15 protein-coding genes are annotated in these 17,135 nt (G+C 70.5%); 11 read left to right on the plus strand and 4 right to left on the minus strand.

Features of this window, described 5'->3' with window-relative positions; all coding sequences use genetic code 11:
- Nucleotides 1–6: 6 nt before the first annotated feature.
- A complete protein-coding gene (locus JOM49_RS19055) occupies nucleotides 7–1,497 on the plus strand; it encodes an FGGY-family carbohydrate kinase (protein ID WP_209665635.1) in 1,491 nt (496 codons plus the stop codon).
- A 2-nt stretch (nucleotides 1,498–1,499) separates the two neighbouring features.
- Here JOM49_RS19055 and JOM49_RS19060 read toward each other — a convergent pair whose 3' ends face one another.
- The 3 genes from JOM49_RS19060 to JOM49_RS19070 all read right to left on the minus strand — a co-directional run bounded on the left by JOM49_RS19060 (nucleotide 1,500) and on the right by JOM49_RS19070 (nucleotide 4,198).
- The gene (locus tag JOM49_RS19060; protein ID WP_245369375.1) at nucleotides 1,500–2,489 is read right to left on the minus strand and encodes an aldo/keto reductase; all 990 of its coding nucleotides are present in this window, start codon (nucleotides 2,487–2,489) and stop codon (nucleotides 1,500–1,502) included.
- Nucleotides 2,490–2,567: 78 nt separating this feature from the next.
- Nucleotides 2,568–3,446 (minus strand): hypothetical protein, encoded by an 879-nt coding sequence (locus tag JOM49_RS19065; protein WP_209665636.1) that lies wholly within the window; start codon nucleotides 3,444–3,446, stop codon nucleotides 2,568–2,570.
- Entirely contained in the window at nucleotides 3,443–4,198 is a 756-nt protein-coding gene (locus JOM49_RS19070; protein WP_245369376.1) for an AraC family transcriptional regulator, read from the minus strand. The genes JOM49_RS19065 and JOM49_RS19070 overlap by 4 nt, the downstream gene beginning before the upstream one ends.
- 41 nt (nucleotides 4,199–4,239) lie before the next feature.
- On the opposite strand from JOM49_RS19070, the gene JOM49_RS19075 reads away from it, so the two are divergent.
- The 4 genes from JOM49_RS19075 to JOM49_RS19090 all read left to right on the plus strand — a co-directional run bounded on the left by JOM49_RS19075 (nucleotide 4,240) and on the right by JOM49_RS19090 (nucleotide 8,763).
- Entirely contained in the window at nucleotides 4,240–5,190 is a 951-nt protein-coding gene (locus JOM49_RS19075; protein ID WP_209665637.1) for a threonine ammonia-lyase, read from the plus strand.
- Nucleotides 5,191–5,228: 38 nt separating this feature from the next.
- Nucleotides 5,229–6,683, plus strand: a complete 1,455-nt coding sequence (locus tag JOM49_RS19080) for an SDR family oxidoreductase (protein WP_209665638.1) — start codon at nucleotides 5,229–5,231, stop codon at nucleotides 6,681–6,683.
- A gap of 103 nt (nucleotides 6,684–6,786) precedes the next feature.
- Entirely contained in the window at nucleotides 6,787–7,275 is a 489-nt protein-coding gene (locus JOM49_RS19085; protein WP_209665639.1) for an MmpS family transport accessory protein, read from the plus strand.
- A 750-nt stretch (nucleotides 7,276–8,025) separates the two neighbouring features.
- Nucleotides 8,026–8,763, plus strand: coding sequence for an ABC transporter permease (locus tag JOM49_RS19090; RefSeq protein WP_209665640.1), 738 nt, complete (start codon nucleotides 8,026–8,028; stop codon nucleotides 8,761–8,763).
- Here the strand turns inward: JOM49_RS19090 and JOM49_RS19095 are convergent.
- Complete coding sequence (locus JOM49_RS19095; protein ID WP_245370578.1) at nucleotides 8,753–9,427, minus strand: histidine phosphatase family protein; 675 nt, start codon at nucleotides 9,425–9,427, stop codon at nucleotides 8,753–8,755. The genes JOM49_RS19090 and JOM49_RS19095 overlap by 11 nt on opposite strands.
- A 107-nt stretch (nucleotides 9,428–9,534) precedes the next feature.
- Here JOM49_RS19095 and JOM49_RS19100 point away from each other — a divergent pair, with 107 nt between their 5' ends.
- From JOM49_RS19100 to JOM49_RS19125, 6 genes are all read left to right on the plus strand, one after another.
- Nucleotides 9,535–12,207, plus strand: a complete 2,673-nt coding sequence (locus JOM49_RS19100) for a glycoside hydrolase family 2 protein (protein ID WP_209665642.1) — start codon at nucleotides 9,535–9,537, stop codon at nucleotides 12,205–12,207.
- A gap of 168 nt (nucleotides 12,208–12,375) precedes the next feature.
- Complete coding sequence (locus JOM49_RS19105) at nucleotides 12,376–12,648, plus strand: hypothetical protein (protein ID WP_209665643.1); 273 nt, start codon at nucleotides 12,376–12,378, stop codon at nucleotides 12,646–12,648.
- Nucleotides 12,649–12,761: 113 nt separating this feature from the next.
- On the plus strand, nucleotides 12,762–13,712 hold the full coding sequence (locus tag JOM49_RS19110; protein ID WP_209665644.1) for an ABC transporter substrate-binding protein: 951 nt from the start codon (nucleotides 12,762–12,764) through the stop codon (nucleotides 13,710–13,712).
- Nucleotides 13,699–14,610 (plus strand): amino acid ABC transporter permease, encoded by a 912-nt coding sequence (locus tag JOM49_RS19115; protein WP_209665645.1) that lies wholly within the window; start codon nucleotides 13,699–13,701, stop codon nucleotides 14,608–14,610. The genes JOM49_RS19110 and JOM49_RS19115 overlap by 14 nt, the downstream gene beginning before the upstream one ends.
- Complete coding sequence (locus JOM49_RS19120; RefSeq protein ID WP_209665646.1) at nucleotides 14,600–15,373, plus strand: amino acid ABC transporter ATP-binding protein; 774 nt, start codon at nucleotides 14,600–14,602, stop codon at nucleotides 15,371–15,373. Before JOM49_RS19115 ends, JOM49_RS19120 begins: the two co-directional genes overlap by 11 nt.
- The gene (locus JOM49_RS19125; protein WP_209665647.1) at nucleotides 15,370–17,094 is read left to right on the plus strand and encodes an aminotransferase class V-fold PLP-dependent enzyme; all 1,725 of its coding nucleotides are present in this window, start codon (nucleotides 15,370–15,372) and stop codon (nucleotides 17,092–17,094) included. Before JOM49_RS19120 ends, JOM49_RS19125 begins: the two co-directional genes overlap by 4 nt.
- Nucleotides 17,095–17,135: the final 41 nt, after the last annotated feature.

Here is a 17,135-nt window from a genome sequence, read left to right on the forward strand (position 1 = left end):
TGAAGCGTGGTCGACGGGCTGCTGCTCGGGGTGGACATCGGCACGGCGAGTTCGAAGGGCGTGCTCGTTGATCCACAAGGGACGATCGTGGCCAGGGCCTCCCGGCCGCACGAGACCTCCTGCCCGCACCCGGGCTGGGTCGAGCACGACGCGGAGTCGATCTGGTGGCGTGACTTCACCGCGATCGCCGGTGAGCTGGCCGCCGCGGCGGGTGACCGGCCGCTGGCCGGGCTCGGCGTCAGCGGCATCGGCCCGGTGCTGCTGCCCGCGGACGCCGAGGGGAGGCCGCTGCGGCCCGCGGTGCTCTACGGCGTCGACACGCGGGCGAGCCGCGAGATCGACGAGCTGACCGAGGAGTTCGGTGCTGAGTCCATTGTGGAGCGCGGCGGCACGGTGCTGTCGTCGCAGGCGGTCGGGCCGAAGTGGCGCTGGCTGGCGCGGCACGAGCCGGCGGTGTTCGGCGCGTCGCGGTTGTTCCTGATGGCCAGTTCCTACCTGGTGCACCGGCTGACCGGGGAGTACGTGCTCGACCACCACTCCGCCAGCCAGGCCGACCCGATGTACGACCTGCGCGCGGCGGACTGGGCGGCGGACTGGGCCGAGGTGGTCGCGCCCGGCATCCGGCTGCCGCGGTTGTGCTGGCCGACCGAGATCGCCGGTACGGTCACCGCCGCCGCGGCCGCCGAAACCGGGCTGCCGGAGGGGCTCCCGGTCACCGCGGGCACGGTCGACGCCTGGGCGGAGGCGGCCAGCGTCGGCGTGACCGAGCCCGGCGACACCATGGTCATGTACGGCACGACCATGTTCCTGATCCAGCTGCTCGCCGATCCGAGCCCGCACCCCGGCCTGTGGACCACGCGCGGCGTGCGCCAGGGCAGCTATTCACTCGCCGCGGGCATGGCGACCTCCGGCGCGATCACCGACTGGCTGCGGAAGCTGGCCGGGCACGGGTTCGGCGAGCTGGTTTCGGCTGCCGCGGAGGTGCCCGCGGGCAGCCGCGGCCTGCTGATGCTGCCGTACTTCGCCGGGGAGCGCACCCCGTTGTTCGACCCCGACGCCCGAGGGGTGATCGCCGGGCTGACCACCGGGCACGGCCTCGGCGAGCTGTACCGCGCAGTGCTGGAGGGCATCGCGTACGGCGTCCGGCACAACCTCGAGGTGATGGCCGAGGCGGGTGGCGCGGCCCGGCGGCTGGTCGCCGTCGGCGGCGGTGTCCAAGGTGGACTGTGGACCCGGATCGTCAGCGATGTCACCGGCCTCGAGCAGGAAGTGCCCGCCGAGACGGTGGGCGCCGCGCTCGGTGACGCCTACCTGGCCGCGGTCGCGCTCGGCTGGTCACCCGACATCACGGCGTGGAACCCGGTGCGCTCGGTGGTCCGGCCCGACGCCGGGCGAGCACGCGTGTACGACCGCTTCTACCAGCGGTACCGCGCGCTCTACCCGGCCACCAGCGAGATCGCGCACTTCCTGGCCGCCGAGCAACGCGCGGCCGAATAGCCTCAGCGCAGGCTGCCCTCGCCCGCCGGGGCGAACTCGCGCAGCGCGTCGTCGACCCGCGCGAGCGTCTCACCGGTGAGCTCGATCTCGGCTGCCTGGAGGTTCTCGGTGATGTGCGCGGGCGTCCGCGAACCAGGGATCGGCACCACGGCCGGGTGCTGGTGCAGCAACCAGGCCAGCGCGAGCTGCCCGGGGCTCACTCCGAGGTCCGCGGCGACCGCGCGCACCGGCGCGTACTTGTCGTTGTTGGTCTTCAGCTTCTCGGCGTCGAAGCGCGGGATGTTGCTGCGGAAGTCCGAGTCGGAGACCGCGCCCACCTTGCCGGTGAGGAAGCCGCTGCCGAGCGGGCTCCAGGCGACCACGCCGACGCCGAGTTCACGGGCGGTGGCGAGCAGTTCGGGCTCGATCGGCTGCCACATCGACCACTGCGCCTGCACCGCGCTGACCGGGTGCACGGCGTGCGCCAGCCGCAGCTGCTCGGCGTCCACATTGGACAATCCGAGGTGGCGGACCAGGCCGGCCTCGACCAGTTCGGCCACCGCGCCGACGGTGTCCTCGATCGGCACCACGGGATCGGGGAAGTGCGGGTAGTACAGGTCGATCCGGTCGGTGCCGAAGTTGCGGAGGCTCTGCTCGGCGTACCCGCGGACGTACCGGGGTTCGGCGTTGACCGCGAGTTCGCCGAACGAGTAGTTCACCGGGAAGGTGTGTGCTTCGGCGCCTTCGGGCACGCGGAAGCCGAACTTGGTGGCGAGCACCACCTCGTCACGACGGCCGCGCACGGCGTTGCCGATGAGCTTCTCGTTGTGCCCGTCGGCGCCGTAACCGTCACTGGAGTCGATCAGCGTGGCCCCGGCGTCGACGGCGTGGTTGAGCGCGTTCGCGGCGGTCTCGTCGTCGATCTCACCGTACATACCGGGCGAAAGCACCATGGCGCCGAAACCGATGGCGGAGACGTCGAGGCCGCCGAGCGAGCGGGTGGGGATGATCATGCTTTCATCCTGGCCGGAAACCGGACCCGTGTCGAAGACCTGGTGCGATAGCCGGAGGTTATGCCCGGAAGTCGCAGTTCAGCGGCCATGGGCGCGCAACTGCGTGATCGCGTGCACGGTGACGACGCCCCGCCACTCCAGTTCGGCCGCCGGACCCGGCGGGGCCCAGGCGACCGGCCAGCCGCCGTCGGCCTGCTGGCTCTTCTCGAGCTGGTCCAGATGCGCTTCGACGGCTTCACGCGGGAAGAGCCGGGCCCGCGGGCTTTCCGGGCCGGGCACGAAGTCCAGCGGGGTGAGTCCGTAGCCCGCGCCGGGGTGGAGGTGGAACAACGTCAGCTCGGGAACCCTGGCCTCGAAGGCGGCCATCAGTTTCGGGTCCTGCACGCTCTCCAAGTAGGTCAGCACGTTCAACGCGGTGTGCGCGTCCAGTTCTTCCGCGGCGAGCGCGCGGTCGACTTCGGTGCGGCAGAACGAATCCGCGTCATCGAGCCACGGCGAGGACAGGTCGAGCGCTCGCAGCCGTGCGACGATGTTCCCGGTCGGGTTGAGGCCCGGCGGGAAGTCGCATTCGCCCCAGTGCGCGGCGTGCGGGTGCGCGGCGGCCGACGGCGTCACGATGCGCAGGCCACCGCCCGGGGACGCGACCGATTCGAGGTAGGGCAGCAGTCCGGCGGCGAACTCCCTGGCCTGCTCCCGGATCGACGGCGCTGCTCCGACCAGCCGCTCGACCACCTCCAGGCCGAAGTCGACCGCGAGCGGCTGGCTTTCCGGGGCGCGGACGTCGGGTTCGAGGGCGTGACCGAGGCCGCCGTCGGGGTTGCGGTGGGCGGCGAGCGCGGCGAGCACCCCGGGTGCGGCTTCGTGGTCCCCGCCGAGCACCTGGGCGAGCCGTCGCTCCAGCAGGCGGGCGTGGGTGGCCAGGAACTCCCCGGCCTTCCGGGTGATTTCGCTGTTCATGCCGACGACCGTAGGGCTGCCGGGCGGCCGCGGTCTTGAACAGAGCGGTCTTGAACAGAACGGAAGTACACCGATGGGGTGGCGCCGGTCAGTTCGCGGCAGTCGCGGCTCAGGTGCGCCTGGTCGGCATACCCGGCGCCCACGGCGAGCGTGGCCAGGTCCGGCACCTCCTCCGCCAGCGAGATCGCCCGCTGTAGCCGGGCGATCCGCAGGTAGGTCGCCGGTCCGTACCCCACCGCGGCCCCGAAGCGGCGGCGGAACTGCCGCGCGCCCAGGTCGAGGCCGGTGAGCGCGGCCGACACCCGCGGCACCCCGCGATCCAGCCGCGCGAGCACCACGTCGAGCACCGGATCCGGCGCGGCCGTTTCGCGCACCACGTCGATCAGGTCGGCGGGGGAGTTCAGCACGCGCTCGGTGAACGCCCGCCCGCGTGCACCCCACAGGTCGGCCAGGTCGATCCGCTGGTCGCGCAGTTCGTCCGCGGGCACTCCGAGCACCCGCGGCGCGTGCCCCGGGCGGAAACGGATGCCGTGCAACCGCGTACCGGCGGGCATTTCCGACCGCCAGGCCGCGGTGTCCGGCCCGGCGACGAAAACCCGGCCGCCACCGGCGATCAGGTCGAGGCAGCCGTCCGGCACGATCCGCTTGCCGTGCTCGTGTTCGTCCCGGCCGGACACGGACAGCCAGCGACAGCGCACCACCGAGCGCAGTGGGGCGGGTGCGGGCAGTTCGCGGTACACGCCGTCCATCATGCCCCCGGCCACCGACAGTTTCGCGGAGTACGGTCGGGAGCGTGGATCTGGTGACCATCGACGACATTTCCGATGCCGCGGCCCGCATCGACGGCCTCGTGCTGCGCACCCCGCTGATCGACAACCAGCGGCTCTCCGGGGAGTTCGGCACGCGGGTGCTGCTCAAGGCCGAAAACCTGCAGCACTCCGGCAGTTTCAAGGTCCGCGGGGCGCTGAACGCGCTGCTGTCCTGGCAGGAGCGAGGCGAACTGCCCGAAGGTGTGGTCAGTTTCTCGGCGGGCAACCACGCGGCGGCCATCGCGTACGCGGGCAAGCGGCTCGGCGTGCGCGTGATCGTCGCGATGCCGAGCAAGCCCGTGCCGTCGAAGGTGGCGAACGTCGAGCGCTTCGGCGGCGAGATCGTGCCGACCGACGATCTCGCCGCGACGCTGGCCGAACTCGCCGAGGAACACGGCTACCCCATCCTGCACCCGTTCGACCAGCCAGAAGTGATCGCCGGGCAGGGCACGGCCGGGCTGGAACTGTGCGCGGACGGGCCGTCGCCCGATCTGGTGCTCGTGCCGGTCGGCGGTGGCGGCCTGCTCAGCGGGGTGGCCGCCGCGGTCCGCAAGCTCGCGCCCGCGGCCCGCGTGATCGGCGTGGAACCCGCCACTTCGAACGCGATGGGCCAAAGCCTGGCGGCGGGTGAAGTGGTGCGGATCCCGAATCCATCGGCCACCGTCGCGGACGGGCTGACCGCGCCCTTCGCTGGTCAGTACACGCTGCCGCACGTCCAGGCCTACGTGGACGAGGTGGTCGAAGTGGACGAGGACGCGATCCACTCGGCGTGGCGGGAGCTGATCGAGGCGAGCAAGCTGCTGGTGGAGCCCGCGTCGGCGGTCTGCCTCGCGGCGCTGCGCTCGGGCGTGGTGCGGGCTCCGGAAGGCGGGGTGACCGTGCTGGTGATCTCGGGCGGCAACGCCGACCTGAGCAGGCTGGCCGGACTCGGCTGAGCCTGCCGGATCGGCGCCGGTACCCGAGAATGGCGTGAATGCGCTGTCTGGTCACCGGGGCGACCGGTTACATCGGAGGAAGGCTCGTGCCGAGCCTGCTCGAAGCGGGGCACACCGTGCGCTGCCTGGTGCGGGACCCGGCGAAGCTGCGGGACGTGCCGTGGGCGGGTGAGGTCGAGATCGTGCGCGGCGACGTGCTCGACGCGGACAGCCTGCACGGCGCGACCGAGGGCATCGACGTCCTCTACTACCTCGTGCATTCGTTGTCGCGCAAGGGTTTCGCCGGTATCGACCGGCGGGCCGCACTGCTCACCGCGGAAGCCGCGCGTGACCGGGGCGTCGGCCGCATCGTCTACCTCGGCGGGCTGGAGCCGGACGGGGAGCTTTCGGAGCACCTCGCGTCGCGCGCCGAGGTCGGGGAGATCTTCCTGCGGTCGGGGGTGCCCACGGCCGTGCTGCGGGCGGCGGTCATCCTCGGGTCGGGGTCGGCGAGCTTCGAGATGCTGCGGTACCTGACCGAACGGCTGCCGGTGATGGTGGTGCCGAAGTGGGCGCACAACCGGGTGCAGCCGATCGCCATCCGGGACGTGCTGCGGTACCTGACCGGCTGCGCGGACCTGCCCGCCGAGGTGAACCGGGCCTTCGACATCGGCGGCCCGGACGTGCTCACCTACCAGAGCATGATGCGCCGCTATGCCGAGGTTTCAGGATTAATCCGGCGCGTGATGGTCCCGGCACCCGTGTTGACGCCGCGGCTCTCGTCGCACTGGGTGAACATCGTGACGCCGGTCCCGCGCGGCATCGCCCGGCCGCTGATCGATTCACTGGTGCACGAAATGGTGTGCCGGGAGCGGGACATCGCGCGGTACGTGCCCGACCCGCCGGAGGGTTTGGTGGACTACGCCAGGGCCGTTGAGCTGGCCTTGGCCAGGATCCGGGACGCCGAGGTGCCGACCCACTGGTCGGGAGCCTCGGTGCCGGACGCGCCCGCCGAGCCGCTGCCCTCGGACCCGGAGTGGTCCGGCGGCTCGGTCTACACCGATCACCGGCAGTCACCTTGCGCGGCGTCCCCCGAGGAGTTGTGGCGGGTGATCGAGGGCGTCGGCGGCAGCAACGGCTGGTACTCGTTCCCGCTGGCCTGGGCGGTGCGCGGCTGGCTCGACCGGCTGGCGGGCGGGGTCGGGCTGCGGCGTGGCCGCCGTGACCAGCATCGGCTCCAGCTGGGTGAGGCATTGGACTGGTGGCGCGTCGAGGCCATCGAACGCGGCGGGCTGCTGCGGTTGCGGGCCGAGATGAAGGTGCCCGGGAAGGCGTGGCTGGAACTGGCCGTGGAGCCGGCGGAGCACGGCTCGGTGTACCGGCAGCGTGCGGTCTTCGTGCCGAAGGGACTGGCCGGGCACCTGTACTGGTGGTCGGTCGCGCCGTTCCACGGCCTGGTGTTCGGTGGCATGGTCCGCAACATCGTCCGTACCGCGGAACGCCCGAAAGAGTGAACATTCAAATATTCCGGCTTTCGGGGGTAACGGCCTTCCGCGATTAAGCGAGTATTAAACAGCGTGCCCGACCTGGGGCGCGGTGACGTGGGGAGCGGCACCCGTGACGGAGACTTCCGAAGAAGCCCGGTTGCTGGCGGAACGACGGGCGCGCCGAGTGCTCGGCGGGGTTTCGCTGGTGTTGGGCGTGGCCGTGGTGGGGGCCGCGAGCGTGGTGCTGCAGGTGACCGCGGGGGAGCGGCCCGCGCGGTCGAACCCGCAGCACCTGGCGCGGCAGCCCGCGGACAACGTGGCGCCGGCCGTGCCGCCGACGCCGTCGAAGTACGTGACGTACGAACTCAGCGGAGACAGCGGCGCGCGCAACATCACCTACGTGGGCAACGAACTCACCGTGGCGCAGGAGACCTCCGCGGAACTGCCGTGGTCGCGGACGCTGGAGCAGCTGACCCCGAGCTCGGGGTACTTCAGCATCTCCGCCCAGAACCCGGCGGCGGGGAGCCTCACCTGCCGCATCGTGGTGGACGGCCAAGTGGTGTCCCAGAAGTCGACCACCGTGGCCAAGAACGTGGTCACCTGCTCACACAGCCGGTGACCACTCACCGAGCGCCGCATGCCGTGCCCGCCGCCACCGGCATGCGGCGCCCCCACCTCCGAACCCCACGCCCGCGCACCCGAACCCCACGTTCACGCACGCGAGTTACACGTCCGTGCAGCGAGTTCGACACTCGGGTAGTCGAAGTACACGTTCGGGCACCTGAGTTCTACGTTCAGGTAGCCGAGTACCTCATTGGTGAAGCCGATCTTCACAAGCCGGATGGCCAGGGCTTGTTGACCTCGGGCTATCCCACGATCGGTGTCCCTGCCATCGTCGATCCGTAGATTCTGGCGCCAGCCAGCGATCGCCCACCGCGTCATCAGCGACGCGAGCCCGCTCGCGTGTGTGGAAACTTAGCTGCCTGAACCCACCTACCCGAGTGTGGATTCGGCTGCCCGAGTGCGGAATTCGGCTGCCCGAACGTGGGACTCAGCTGCCCGGCTGTGGAAGTCGGCTGCCTGAATGCGGACTCGCGGACGTGAGTGTGAGGTTCGCGTGCTTGAACGTGGAAGTCGGCTACCTGAGTGCGGGACTCGCGGGCGTGAGTGTGGGGTTCGCGTGCCTGAATGTGGAAGTCGGCTGCCTGAACGTGGGGTTCGCGTGCCTGAACGTGGAAGTCGGCTGCCTGTGTGTGGGGGTCGCGTGCGTGAACGTGGGGTTCGGCAGTCGGAAGGTGGGACCTGGGTGGTTTAGGGCGGGTGTGGGGGTTGGCGGGTGGGGTGGGCGGGAGTCGGGGAGGATCGGGGGGTGGGTGCAGCTATCGAGGCGGGGCCGGTGCTGGCGGTGGTGCTCGCCATCTTCGTGCTGCTCGCGGCCGCGGTGGTCTGGCGCGGCGGGCTCGGGTCCGGCCGCGGGGTGCTGATCGCCGCGGTGCGGGCGGTCGCGCAGCTCGCCGCGGTCTCGGTGGTGATCACCGCGATCCTGCGGTCCGGCTGGTGGACCGCGGGTTTCGTGGCGTTCATGTTCGCCGTCGCCTCCTTCACCACCTACCGCCGCGTCAAGGCGCCCGGTGGCTGGCCCTGGTTCGCCGCGGCGATCGCCGCCGGGGTCGCACCGGTGCTCGCCCTCGTGCTGCTGCCCGGCGTGGTGCCGTGGAAACCGATCATCGTGGTGCCGATCGCCGGCATCGTCATCGGTGGCGCGATGACCGCCACCGCGCAGGCCGCCCGCCGCGCGCTCGACGAGCTCAAGACCCGCCACGGCGAGTACGAGGCCGCACTCGCGCTCGGCTTCATGCCCCGCGCCGCCGCGCTGGAGATCTGCCGCCCGTCCGCCGGGTACGCGCTGGTCCCCGGCCTCGACCAGACCCGCACGGTCGGCCTGGTCACGCTGCCCGGCGCCTACGTCGGCATGCTGCTCGGCGGCGCCAGCCCGGTGCAGGCCGGCGTCGCGCAGCTGCTCGTGCTGATCGGCCTGCTGGCCGCGCAGTCGGTGGCCGTGCTGGCCACCGTCGAGTTCGTCGCGGCGAGCCGGATCAGGTGGTGAGGTGGGCGATGTCGTTGTACCCCCGGACGATCCACTGTGGACCGTGCACCACGACCTGCGAGAACGAGCCGTTGTCCGCCCCGACGAAGGCGAACGGCCGTGACCGGGTCGCCAGCGCGAGCACCTGACCGATCACCCCGCCGTGGGTGAACACCGCGACCCGCTGATCGGCGTGGTCCGCGGCGATGCGCTCGATGCCCGCCCGCACGCGCGCGGCGAACACCTCGTCGTCCTCCGCGCCGGGCGCCACGCCCCAGCGCTCCTCCGCCCAGAGCTTCTCGGCCAGCGGATCGCGGTCCGCGACCTTCTGCCGGAACACGCCGCCCTCCCACTCGCCGAGAAAGATCTCCCGCAGTTCGGGACACACCCGCGGGGTCAGCCCCAGCCGCTCGGCCAGCGGCGCCGCGGTCTGCGCGGTCCGCCGCAGCGTGGTCACGTAGAGCGCGTCGAAGTGCTCCTCACCCAGCCGCCGCGCGATCAGGTCGGCCTGCACCAGCCCCTCGGGCGCGAGTTCGGGGTCGCCCTGGCCGTCGACCAGCGGGAACGGCTTGCTCGGCCGGGCGGGCGCGGATTCACCGTGGCGGATCAGCAGCAGGTCGGCCGCACCCGGCGGGGCGGTGAAGCGGCGCTGGCGGTACTCGGGCTCGGCGGGGTCCTCGGGCATCGTCACGTTCGCGGACCCTACCTGCCCCGAGAACCAGCCTGGCGGCCCTTGCCCGGAAATCGGAAAGTGTTCCAGGGTGGTTTGGACCACTGACCCCGGGAGCAGCCATGCGCCTACGCCGTACGCCGAAGTTGCTCGCCGCACTCGCGGTGTTCGTGCCCCTCTTGTCCGCGCAGGCGCCCGGGCCACCCGCGCCGGCTGGTGCGCCGATGACCGCGCCCGCGGCTTCCGGCCAGATCAGCACCGTTCCGGACTGGCGGTTGCAGACCAGCAAGGTGGTCACCGCCGGTGGTGACACCTTCTCCCAGCCCGCCTACGACGACAGCGGCTGGTACCCGGTGCCCGCCCGCTCCACCGTGCTGGCCGGGCTGGTGGCCAACGGCAAGTACGGCGACGTCAACTACGGCACCAACCTGCAGCGCGCCGAGCGGTCGGAGTTCACCGTGCCGTGGTGGTACCGCAAGGCGTTCACCGCGGATCCGCAGCCGGGCGCGCACACCTTCCTCAAGCTCAACGGCGGCATCATCTCGCGCGGCGAGGTGTGGCTCAACGGCGTCAAGGTGGCCGGGACCGACCAGGTCGTCGGCGCCTACCCGACCCACGAGTTCGACGTGACCTCGTTGCTGCGCAAGGGGGGCAACGCCCTGGCGATCAAGGCGATGCCCGCCGATCCGCAGCAGGACCTGTCGATCCACTTCATCGACTGGGCCCAGTTGCCGCCGGACCGCAACCAGGGCCTGTTCCGCGACGTCCAGTTGACCCGCAGTGGCGCGGTGTCCTTGCGCGACATCCGCGCCGACGGCGACCTGCCGCTGCCCGATCTCAGCAGCGCCGACGTCACCGTCAAAGCCGACGTCCGCAACAACAGCGCGCAATCGGTGACCACCGAGATCTCCGGTAAGGTCGGCGAAATCCCGCTCAACCGCATGGTCACCCTGGCGCCCGGCGAAACCAGGACGCTCACCTTCTCACCGGCCGACACGCCCGCGTTGAAGATCGCGCAACCACAGGTCTGGTGGCCGTTCACCATGGGCGGCCAGCCGATGTACGAGGCTTCACTCGACGCGGCCGTCGGTGGCGCACTCTCCGATTCGGTCGAAACCAAGTTCGGCATCCGCGAGGTCACTTCGCGGCTGAACCAGGGTGCGCGTGAATTCTCGGTCAACGGCAAGCCGTTCCTGGTACGTGGCGGCGGCTGGGCATCGGACCTGTTCCTGCGCACGGATCTGCGGCGCATCGGTGACCAGTTGAACCTGGTGCGTTCGATGGGAATGAACACCATCCGGCTCGAAGGCAAACCGGAGAACGACGAGTTCTACGACCTGGCCGACCAGTTGGGCATCATGCTGCTCACCGGCTGGGAATGCTGTTCGAAATGGGAGGACTACGGTTCTTTCGATGCCGAGGACAACGTCGTCGCCGGGCAGTCGGCGGAAAGCGAAGCCAAGCGGATTCGCAACCACCCGAGCATGCTGGGCTTCATGATCGGCAGTGACGCCGCGCCCGGCGCCGGCCTGGAGAAGATCTACCTCGACGCGCTGAACCGGGCGGACTGGAAGCTGCCGGTCATTTCCTCGGCGAAGGCGTTCAGTTCGCCGCAGTTGGGCAGCCCGGGCATGAAGATGGACGGCCCGTACTGGTGGGAGCCGCCGAACTACTGGTACAACGAGCAGAAGGGCGGCGCGTTCGGCTTCGCCTCGGAAATCGGTCCCGGCCCGACCATCCCGGAAATGGAAGAGCTGAAGAAGTTCCTCACGCCGGAGGACATCGCCAAGCTCACCGACTACAACGCCACGCAGTACCACCTTTCGCCGAGCACCACCTTCAACAAGCTCAGCTTCTGGGGCACGGCGCTGGATCGGCGCTATGGCCGTCCCGCGAACCCGGAAGCCCTGGTGCGTAAGGCGCAATTGGCCAACTACGAGACGAATCGCGCGCAATTCGAGGCCTTCGGCCGCGACTGGTCGGACTCGGGCAAACCGGCCACCGGCGTCATCTACTGGATGCTGAACAACGCCTGGCCGACCGCCTACTGGCACCTCTACGACTACTACCTCGACACCGCGGGCTCCTATTTCGGCGCGAAAACCGCGTTGCGGCCGCTGCACGTCCAGTATTCCTATGACGACAAATCGCTGGCCGTGGTGAACACCGGGCTGGAAACCGTGCCAGGACTGCGCGTGGAGGTAACCGTCTTCAATGCGGACGGCACGGAAAAGGCGAAGGAGACTCGTCCGGTCGAGGCCAAGGCGAACGGCTCGGTGCGGGTCGGCACACTGCCGCAACCCGCCGGGCTTTCGACCACCTACTTCACCCGCCTGCTGCTCACCGACGCCGCGGGCAAGGTGCTCGACCGCAATGTCTACTGGCTCTCCACCAGGGCGGACACGCTCGACTACGGCAGTTCGACCTGGTACCACACCCCTCAGACGGGTTACGCCGATCTGACCGGCCTCGACCAGTTGCCGAAGGGCTCGATCGCCGCCCATGCGAAGTCCACTGTGGAGGGTGACCGCACGCGGACCGAGGTGACCCTGACGAACAACGCGGCGGGCAGGCAGGTCGCGTTCTTCGTCAAGGCGACCGTGCGCAAGGGCGCGGGCGGCCCCGAAGTGCTGCCGACGGACTGGTCGGACAACTATGTGACGCTGTGGCCGGGGGAGACGCTGCGGTTGTCGGCCACGTACCGGTCGGCGGACCTCGGCGGGACGGCTCCCGTGGTCGAACTGAGCGGGCACAACGTGGAGCCGCTCGTGGTCGCGGCGCCTGGCCGGTACTGAAGCGTAGTCACCGCAGGGACCGGCGGATCTCGTCGACGGTCGCCCCGAACACCTGCTCGGTGCGACGGGCCACGGCCCGGGCTCGCATCCTGATCGAACATGTGTTCTACTGATCGCGCCGGCTCCGATGGGGAAGATCGGGGCCGGTCCCAGCTACAGGAGGGCGTCATGGCGGTCGAGATCACCAGCCGGATCACCGGTCAGCGGGTCCGGTTCCGCACTGGGCTGGCCGCCGAACGCTACGCCGAAATCATCGGCGGCGGGGCGGTCAACTGGGAGTTCGCCGCGGTCGACGGTGAGCCGCCCGAGGTGCCCGTGGAGATCCCGGTGCAGGCGCGCCGGGCGGTGCACCCGGTGCTCGACGACTGGCGCCGCCGGGGTGGCTCCTCCGCTCGGCCGCCGGCGACGCCGTGCGCGCAGCGGTGGGAGGCGATCGGCTGATTCTGCATGGCCGCGATCGGGGCAGGCGGCGAAATTTCAACTCGTAGTTGACGTCTTCAACAACGAGTTGTAGCGTCCTGCTTCAGCATTTTCCCTGGTCGCGGAGGTGGCCCATGCCCGCTCGAAAACTCGTGCCCGCTCTCGCGCTGGTCGCGCTGGCCCTGACCGCCTGTGGCGGTGGGCCGGACGGTGCCGGCGGCGAGCCCGCTCAGCAACCCGGTGGCGGGGTGTCGGCAGGCGTGCCGGACACCGCCGCCCTGCTCGCCAAGATCACCAAGGACGAGCAGCTCAACGCCGCCCTGCCCGCGGCCACCAAGCAGGCAGGCACCCTGCGGGTGGGCTCGTACCTGCAGTCCGCGCCGAACAACTTCTACGCCGCCGACGGCAAGACCCCGGTCGGCTACGAGGTCGACCTGGCCAAGGCGATCGGCGCCAAGCTCGGGCTGACCGTGGCCCACGAGGACATGGCGTTCAGCTCGCTGATCACCAGCCTGCAGTCCGGCCGGATCGACCTGACCATGGCGGCGATGAACGACACGCCCGAGCGGCAGCAGCAGATCGACTTCGTCGACTACTTCACCTCGGGCATCACGATCATGGTCCGCAAGGGCAACCCGGACGGGGTGAACGGGCCGGAGACGCTGTGCGGCAAGGCCGTCGCCGTGGTGCAGGGCACCAGCCACCAGAAGTTCGCCACCGAGCAGAGCGAGCAGTGCAAGCAGGGCGGCAAGCCCGAGGTGACGGTCACCGCCACCGACAGCGACACGCAGAACCAGAACCAGCTGCGCACCGGCCGGGTGGCCGCGGTGCTCAACGACCTGCCGAGCGCGGTCTACATCTCCAAGACCGCCGGTGAGGGCCAGTTCTTCGAGGTGATCCCCGGCGAGCCGATCAACGGCGGCCCGTACGGCATCGGCGTGAACAAGGGCAACGCCGAACTGGCGCAGAGCGTGCAGAAAGCCTTGCAGGCGCTGGTGTCCGACGCGAGCTACAACGAGATCCTGCGGGCGTGGGGTGTCGAGCAGGGCGCGGTCGGCGAGGTGAAGCTCAATGGCGGCTCCTGAGCTGCCGATCGTCCGGCTCCGCCACTGGGGCCGGTGGGTCAGCGGCGCGATCATCCTGGCGCTGCTCGCGGCGCTCGGCGTGGCGCTGGCCGAGGCGAAGATCGACTACGAGTCGGTGCCGGAGTTCCTCTGGTACCGCGTGATGGCCGTGGGCCTGCTGAACACCGTGCTGCTGGCGGTGATCTCGCAGGGGCTGGCGATCGTGCTCGGCATCGTGGTGGCGCTGATGCGCCGCTCGGCGAACCCGGTCGCGCGCTGGTTCGCGGTGGTCTACATCTGGCTGTTCCGCGGCCTGCCGGTGCTGCTGCAGATCCTGATCTGGTACAACCTGGCGCTGGTCTTCGAGTTCATCTCGATCCCGCTGCCGTTCACCGGCGGCTACCTGCTGCACGAGCCGACGAACGTACTGGTCAGCGCCTTCGTCGCGGCCCTGCTCGGGTTGACGCTCAACGAAAGCGCGTACATGGCGGAGATCGTGCGCGCCGGGCTGAACAGCGTGGACGGCGGGCAGACCGAGGCGGCCAAGGCGATCGGCATGACGCCGGCCACGACGCTGCGGCGGGTGGTCCTGCCGCAGGCGATGCGGGTGATCATCCCGCCCACCGGCAACGACTTCATCAACATGCTGAAGGCGACCTCGATGGCCTCGGTGATCGGCGTGACCGAGCTGATCCACGCGTCGAACAACATCTCGTCGAACAACCTGCTGGTGATGGAAACCCTGCTGGCCGCGGCGATCTGGTACATGGTGGTGGTCACCGTCGCCGGGATCGGGCAGCACTACCTGGAACGGGCCTTCGGCGCCGCCGACCGCGCGGGTGTCGCGGCGGGGCCGTGGTCACGGGCGGCGCGGGCATTGCGCACGGTGCCGTTGCGGAGGGGGAAAGATGCCATCTGAGGACCCGTTGCTGCGCGCGGTCGGCGTGCGCAAGCGGTTCGGCTCGGCCGAGGTGCTGCGCGGGATCGACCTGTCCGTCCGCAAAGGACAGGTGGTCTGCCTGCTCGGCCCGTCCGGCGCCGGCAAGAGCACGTTCCTGCGCTGCGTCAACCACCTGGAGGCGATCGACGGCGGCCAGGTGTGGGTCGACGGCGAGCCGATCGGCTTCCGCGAGCGCAACGGCAAGCTGTATGAGTTGCGTGAGCGGGAGGTCGCCAAGCAGCGGCGCGACATCGGCATGGTGTTCCAGCGGTTCAACCTGTTCGCGCACCGCAGCGTGCTGCAGAACGTGGTCGAAGGCCCGGTACGGGTGCGCGGCATCGCCCCGGCCGAAGCGCGGGAGACCGCGCTCGCCCTGCTGGACCGCGTCGGCCTCGCGAACCGCGCGGACGCCTATCCCGCTCAACTGTCCGGCGGGCAGCAGCAGCGCGTCGCGATCGCCAGGGCGCTGGCCATGCGGCCGAAGCTGATGCTGTTCGACGAGCCGACTTCGGCGCTGGACCCGGAACTGGTGGGGGAGGTGCTCGAGGTGATGCGCGGGCTGGCCGAGGACGGCATGACCATGCTGGTGGTCACGCACGAGATGGCCTTCGCCAAGGAGGCCGCCGACGAGGTGGTGTTCATGGCGGACGGCGCGGTGGTGGAGACCGGGCCGCCGCAGCAGGTGCTCGGCGACCCGCGGGAGCAGCGCACCCGGCAGTTCCTGGCGCGGGTGCTGCCGTGAACCGGATCTCCGCGCGGTACCTGGTCCAGTTCGACGAAACGCCCGGCTACCTGGATTTCGCCCGGTTCGGGCCGCCCTCGCACGCGGTGCTGGACACCACCGCCACCCTGCTGGACCGCTCGGTCAAGGCCGGCCAGTCCACTGTGGACGACCTGATGCTGCAGGAGGTCCGGGCCAAGGCGGCGGTGGCGCGGTTGTGCGGCACCGACACCGACCACGTGGTGCTGGTGCCGAACACCAGTACCGGGCTGTTCCAGGCGGCGTTCAACGCCACCGGCGAGGTGCTCGTGTCGGCGAGCGAGTTCCCGGCGAACACCTATTCGTGGGCGCGGGCGGAACAGGGCGGCCGGGCGAAGGTCCGCTGGCTGCCCGCCGGGTTCGTCACGCCGGAGGCAGTCGCGGACGCGCTGACGCCGGAGATCACCGTGGTTTCGGTGAGCGCGGTCGACTTCCGCACCGGTTTCCGCGCGGACCTCGCTGCCCTGCGCGAAGTCGTCGGTGACCGGCTGCTGGTGGTCGACGGCATCCAGGGCTTCGGCGTGGTCGAGGCGCCGTGGGAGGTCGCCGACGTACTGGTGGCAGGCGGTCAGAAGTGGCTGCGCGCGGGCTGGGGCACCGGTTTCGCCGTGTTGTCGGATCGCGCGCAGGAACGCATGGACCCGTTGCTGTCCGGGTGGACGGGCGCGCGTGATCCGGGCCTGTTCGACGACGAGATCCACCCGGCGGCGGACACCGCGGCTTCTTGGTCGATCAGCAATCTGAGCCCGGTCACCTCGGGTGCCTTCGCCGCCGCGCTGGAACTGGTCGAGGAGGCGGGCGTGGCCGCGATCGAGGCGCGGATCGCCGAGCGGGTCGGTGAACTTGAAGAGGTGATCCGGTCCTGCGGCGGGGAAATCGTCTCCGCGACCGAGCAGCGGGGCGGCATCGTGGCGTTCACCCTCGGCGAGGTGCCGAGTGAACGCGTCGGCGCGGCGCTGAAGGCCGACGGGATCACTGCGACCGTGCGGCCGGAGCACGTCCGCCTCTCACCGCACGCCTCGACGCACGCCGGTGCCGCCGAAGCGCTGCGGCTGACGCTGTCGCGGCTGAACGGTCCGGCGGTTTCGGTGCACGGCGTTCCGGCGCGGGTCGCGGGCAGCGTGAACGACGTGCTGTCGGCGCTGGTCCCGGCCGTGGACGGGCTCGCCGCGATGCTGGGGCCGGGCAACGAGGTGGTGCTGCACGACCTTTCGCGGCTGCCGGATTCGATCGTGGCGATCGCCGGCGGGCTGACCGGCCGGGACGCGGGCGGCCCGATGACCGACCTGCTGCTGGGCCTGGTGCGCCGCGGCACCACGCAGGACCTGATCAACTACGAGACGCACGGCCCGGACGGGCGGCCGATCCGCTCGTCGACGATGTTCCTGCGCGATGCCGACGGCACCGCGGTCGGCTGCCTGTGCGTGAACAGCGAGACCACCGGCGCCGACGACGCGGCGGCCGTGCGGCGGGAGAGCTTCCCGCCGGACGTGGACAGCCTGCAGCGGTTCCTGATCGAGCGGGCGGTGGAGAAGGTGGACATCCCGGTCGAGCTGATGAAGAAGCGGCACAAGGCGGCGGTGGTGCGCGAGCTGGACGAGGCGGGCTTCTTCCTGATCAAGGACGCGGTGGACTTCCTGGCGGCCGAGCTGGAGGTGACCCGGTACACGATCTACAACTACCTCAACGAAACCCGGAAATGAGCCACGGTGGCGTGTGACTTTTCGGTCACGTATCCTGGGCG

It is taken from the genome of Amycolatopsis magusensis (assembly GCF_017875555.1).
In the GTDB taxonomy this organism is placed as follows: Bacteria; Actinomycetota; Actinomycetes; order Mycobacteriales; family Pseudonocardiaceae; genus Amycolatopsis; species Amycolatopsis magusensis.

Coding starts and splice junctions, on each gene's coding strand:
- JOM49_RS19060 (WP_245369375.1), bottom strand. CDS start 2,489: ATGATCATCCCCACCCGCTCGCTCGGCGGCCTCGACGTCTCCGCCATC.
- JOM49_RS19065 (WP_209665636.1), bottom strand. CDS start 3,446: ATGAACAGCGAAATCACCCGGAAGGCCGGGGAGTTCCTGGCCACCCAC.
- JOM49_RS19070 (WP_245369376.1), bottom strand. CDS start 4,198: ATGATGGACGGCGTGTACCGCGAACTGCCCGCACCCGCCCCACTGCGC.
- JOM49_RS19080 (WP_209665638.1), top strand. CDS start 5,229: ATGCGCTGTCTGGTCACCGGGGCGACCGGTTACATCGGAGGAAGGCTC.
- JOM49_RS19095 (WP_245370578.1), bottom strand. CDS start 9,427: ATGCCCGAGGACCCCGCCGAGCCCGAGTACCGCCAGCGCCGCTTCACC.
- JOM49_RS19100 (WP_209665642.1), top strand. CDS start 9,535: ATGCGCCTACGCCGTACGCCGAAGTTGCTCGCCGCACTCGCGGTGTTC.
- JOM49_RS19105 (WP_209665643.1), top strand. CDS start 12,376: ATGGCGGTCGAGATCACCAGCCGGATCACCGGTCAGCGGGTCCGGTTC.
- JOM49_RS19110 (WP_209665644.1), top strand. CDS start 12,762: ATGCCCGCTCGAAAACTCGTGCCCGCTCTCGCGCTGGTCGCGCTGGCC.
- JOM49_RS19115 (WP_209665645.1), top strand. CDS start 13,699: ATGGCGGCTCCTGAGCTGCCGATCGTCCGGCTCCGCCACTGGGGCCGG.
- JOM49_RS19120 (WP_209665646.1), top strand. CDS start 14,600: ATGCCATCTGAGGACCCGTTGCTGCGCGCGGTCGGCGTGCGCAAGCGG.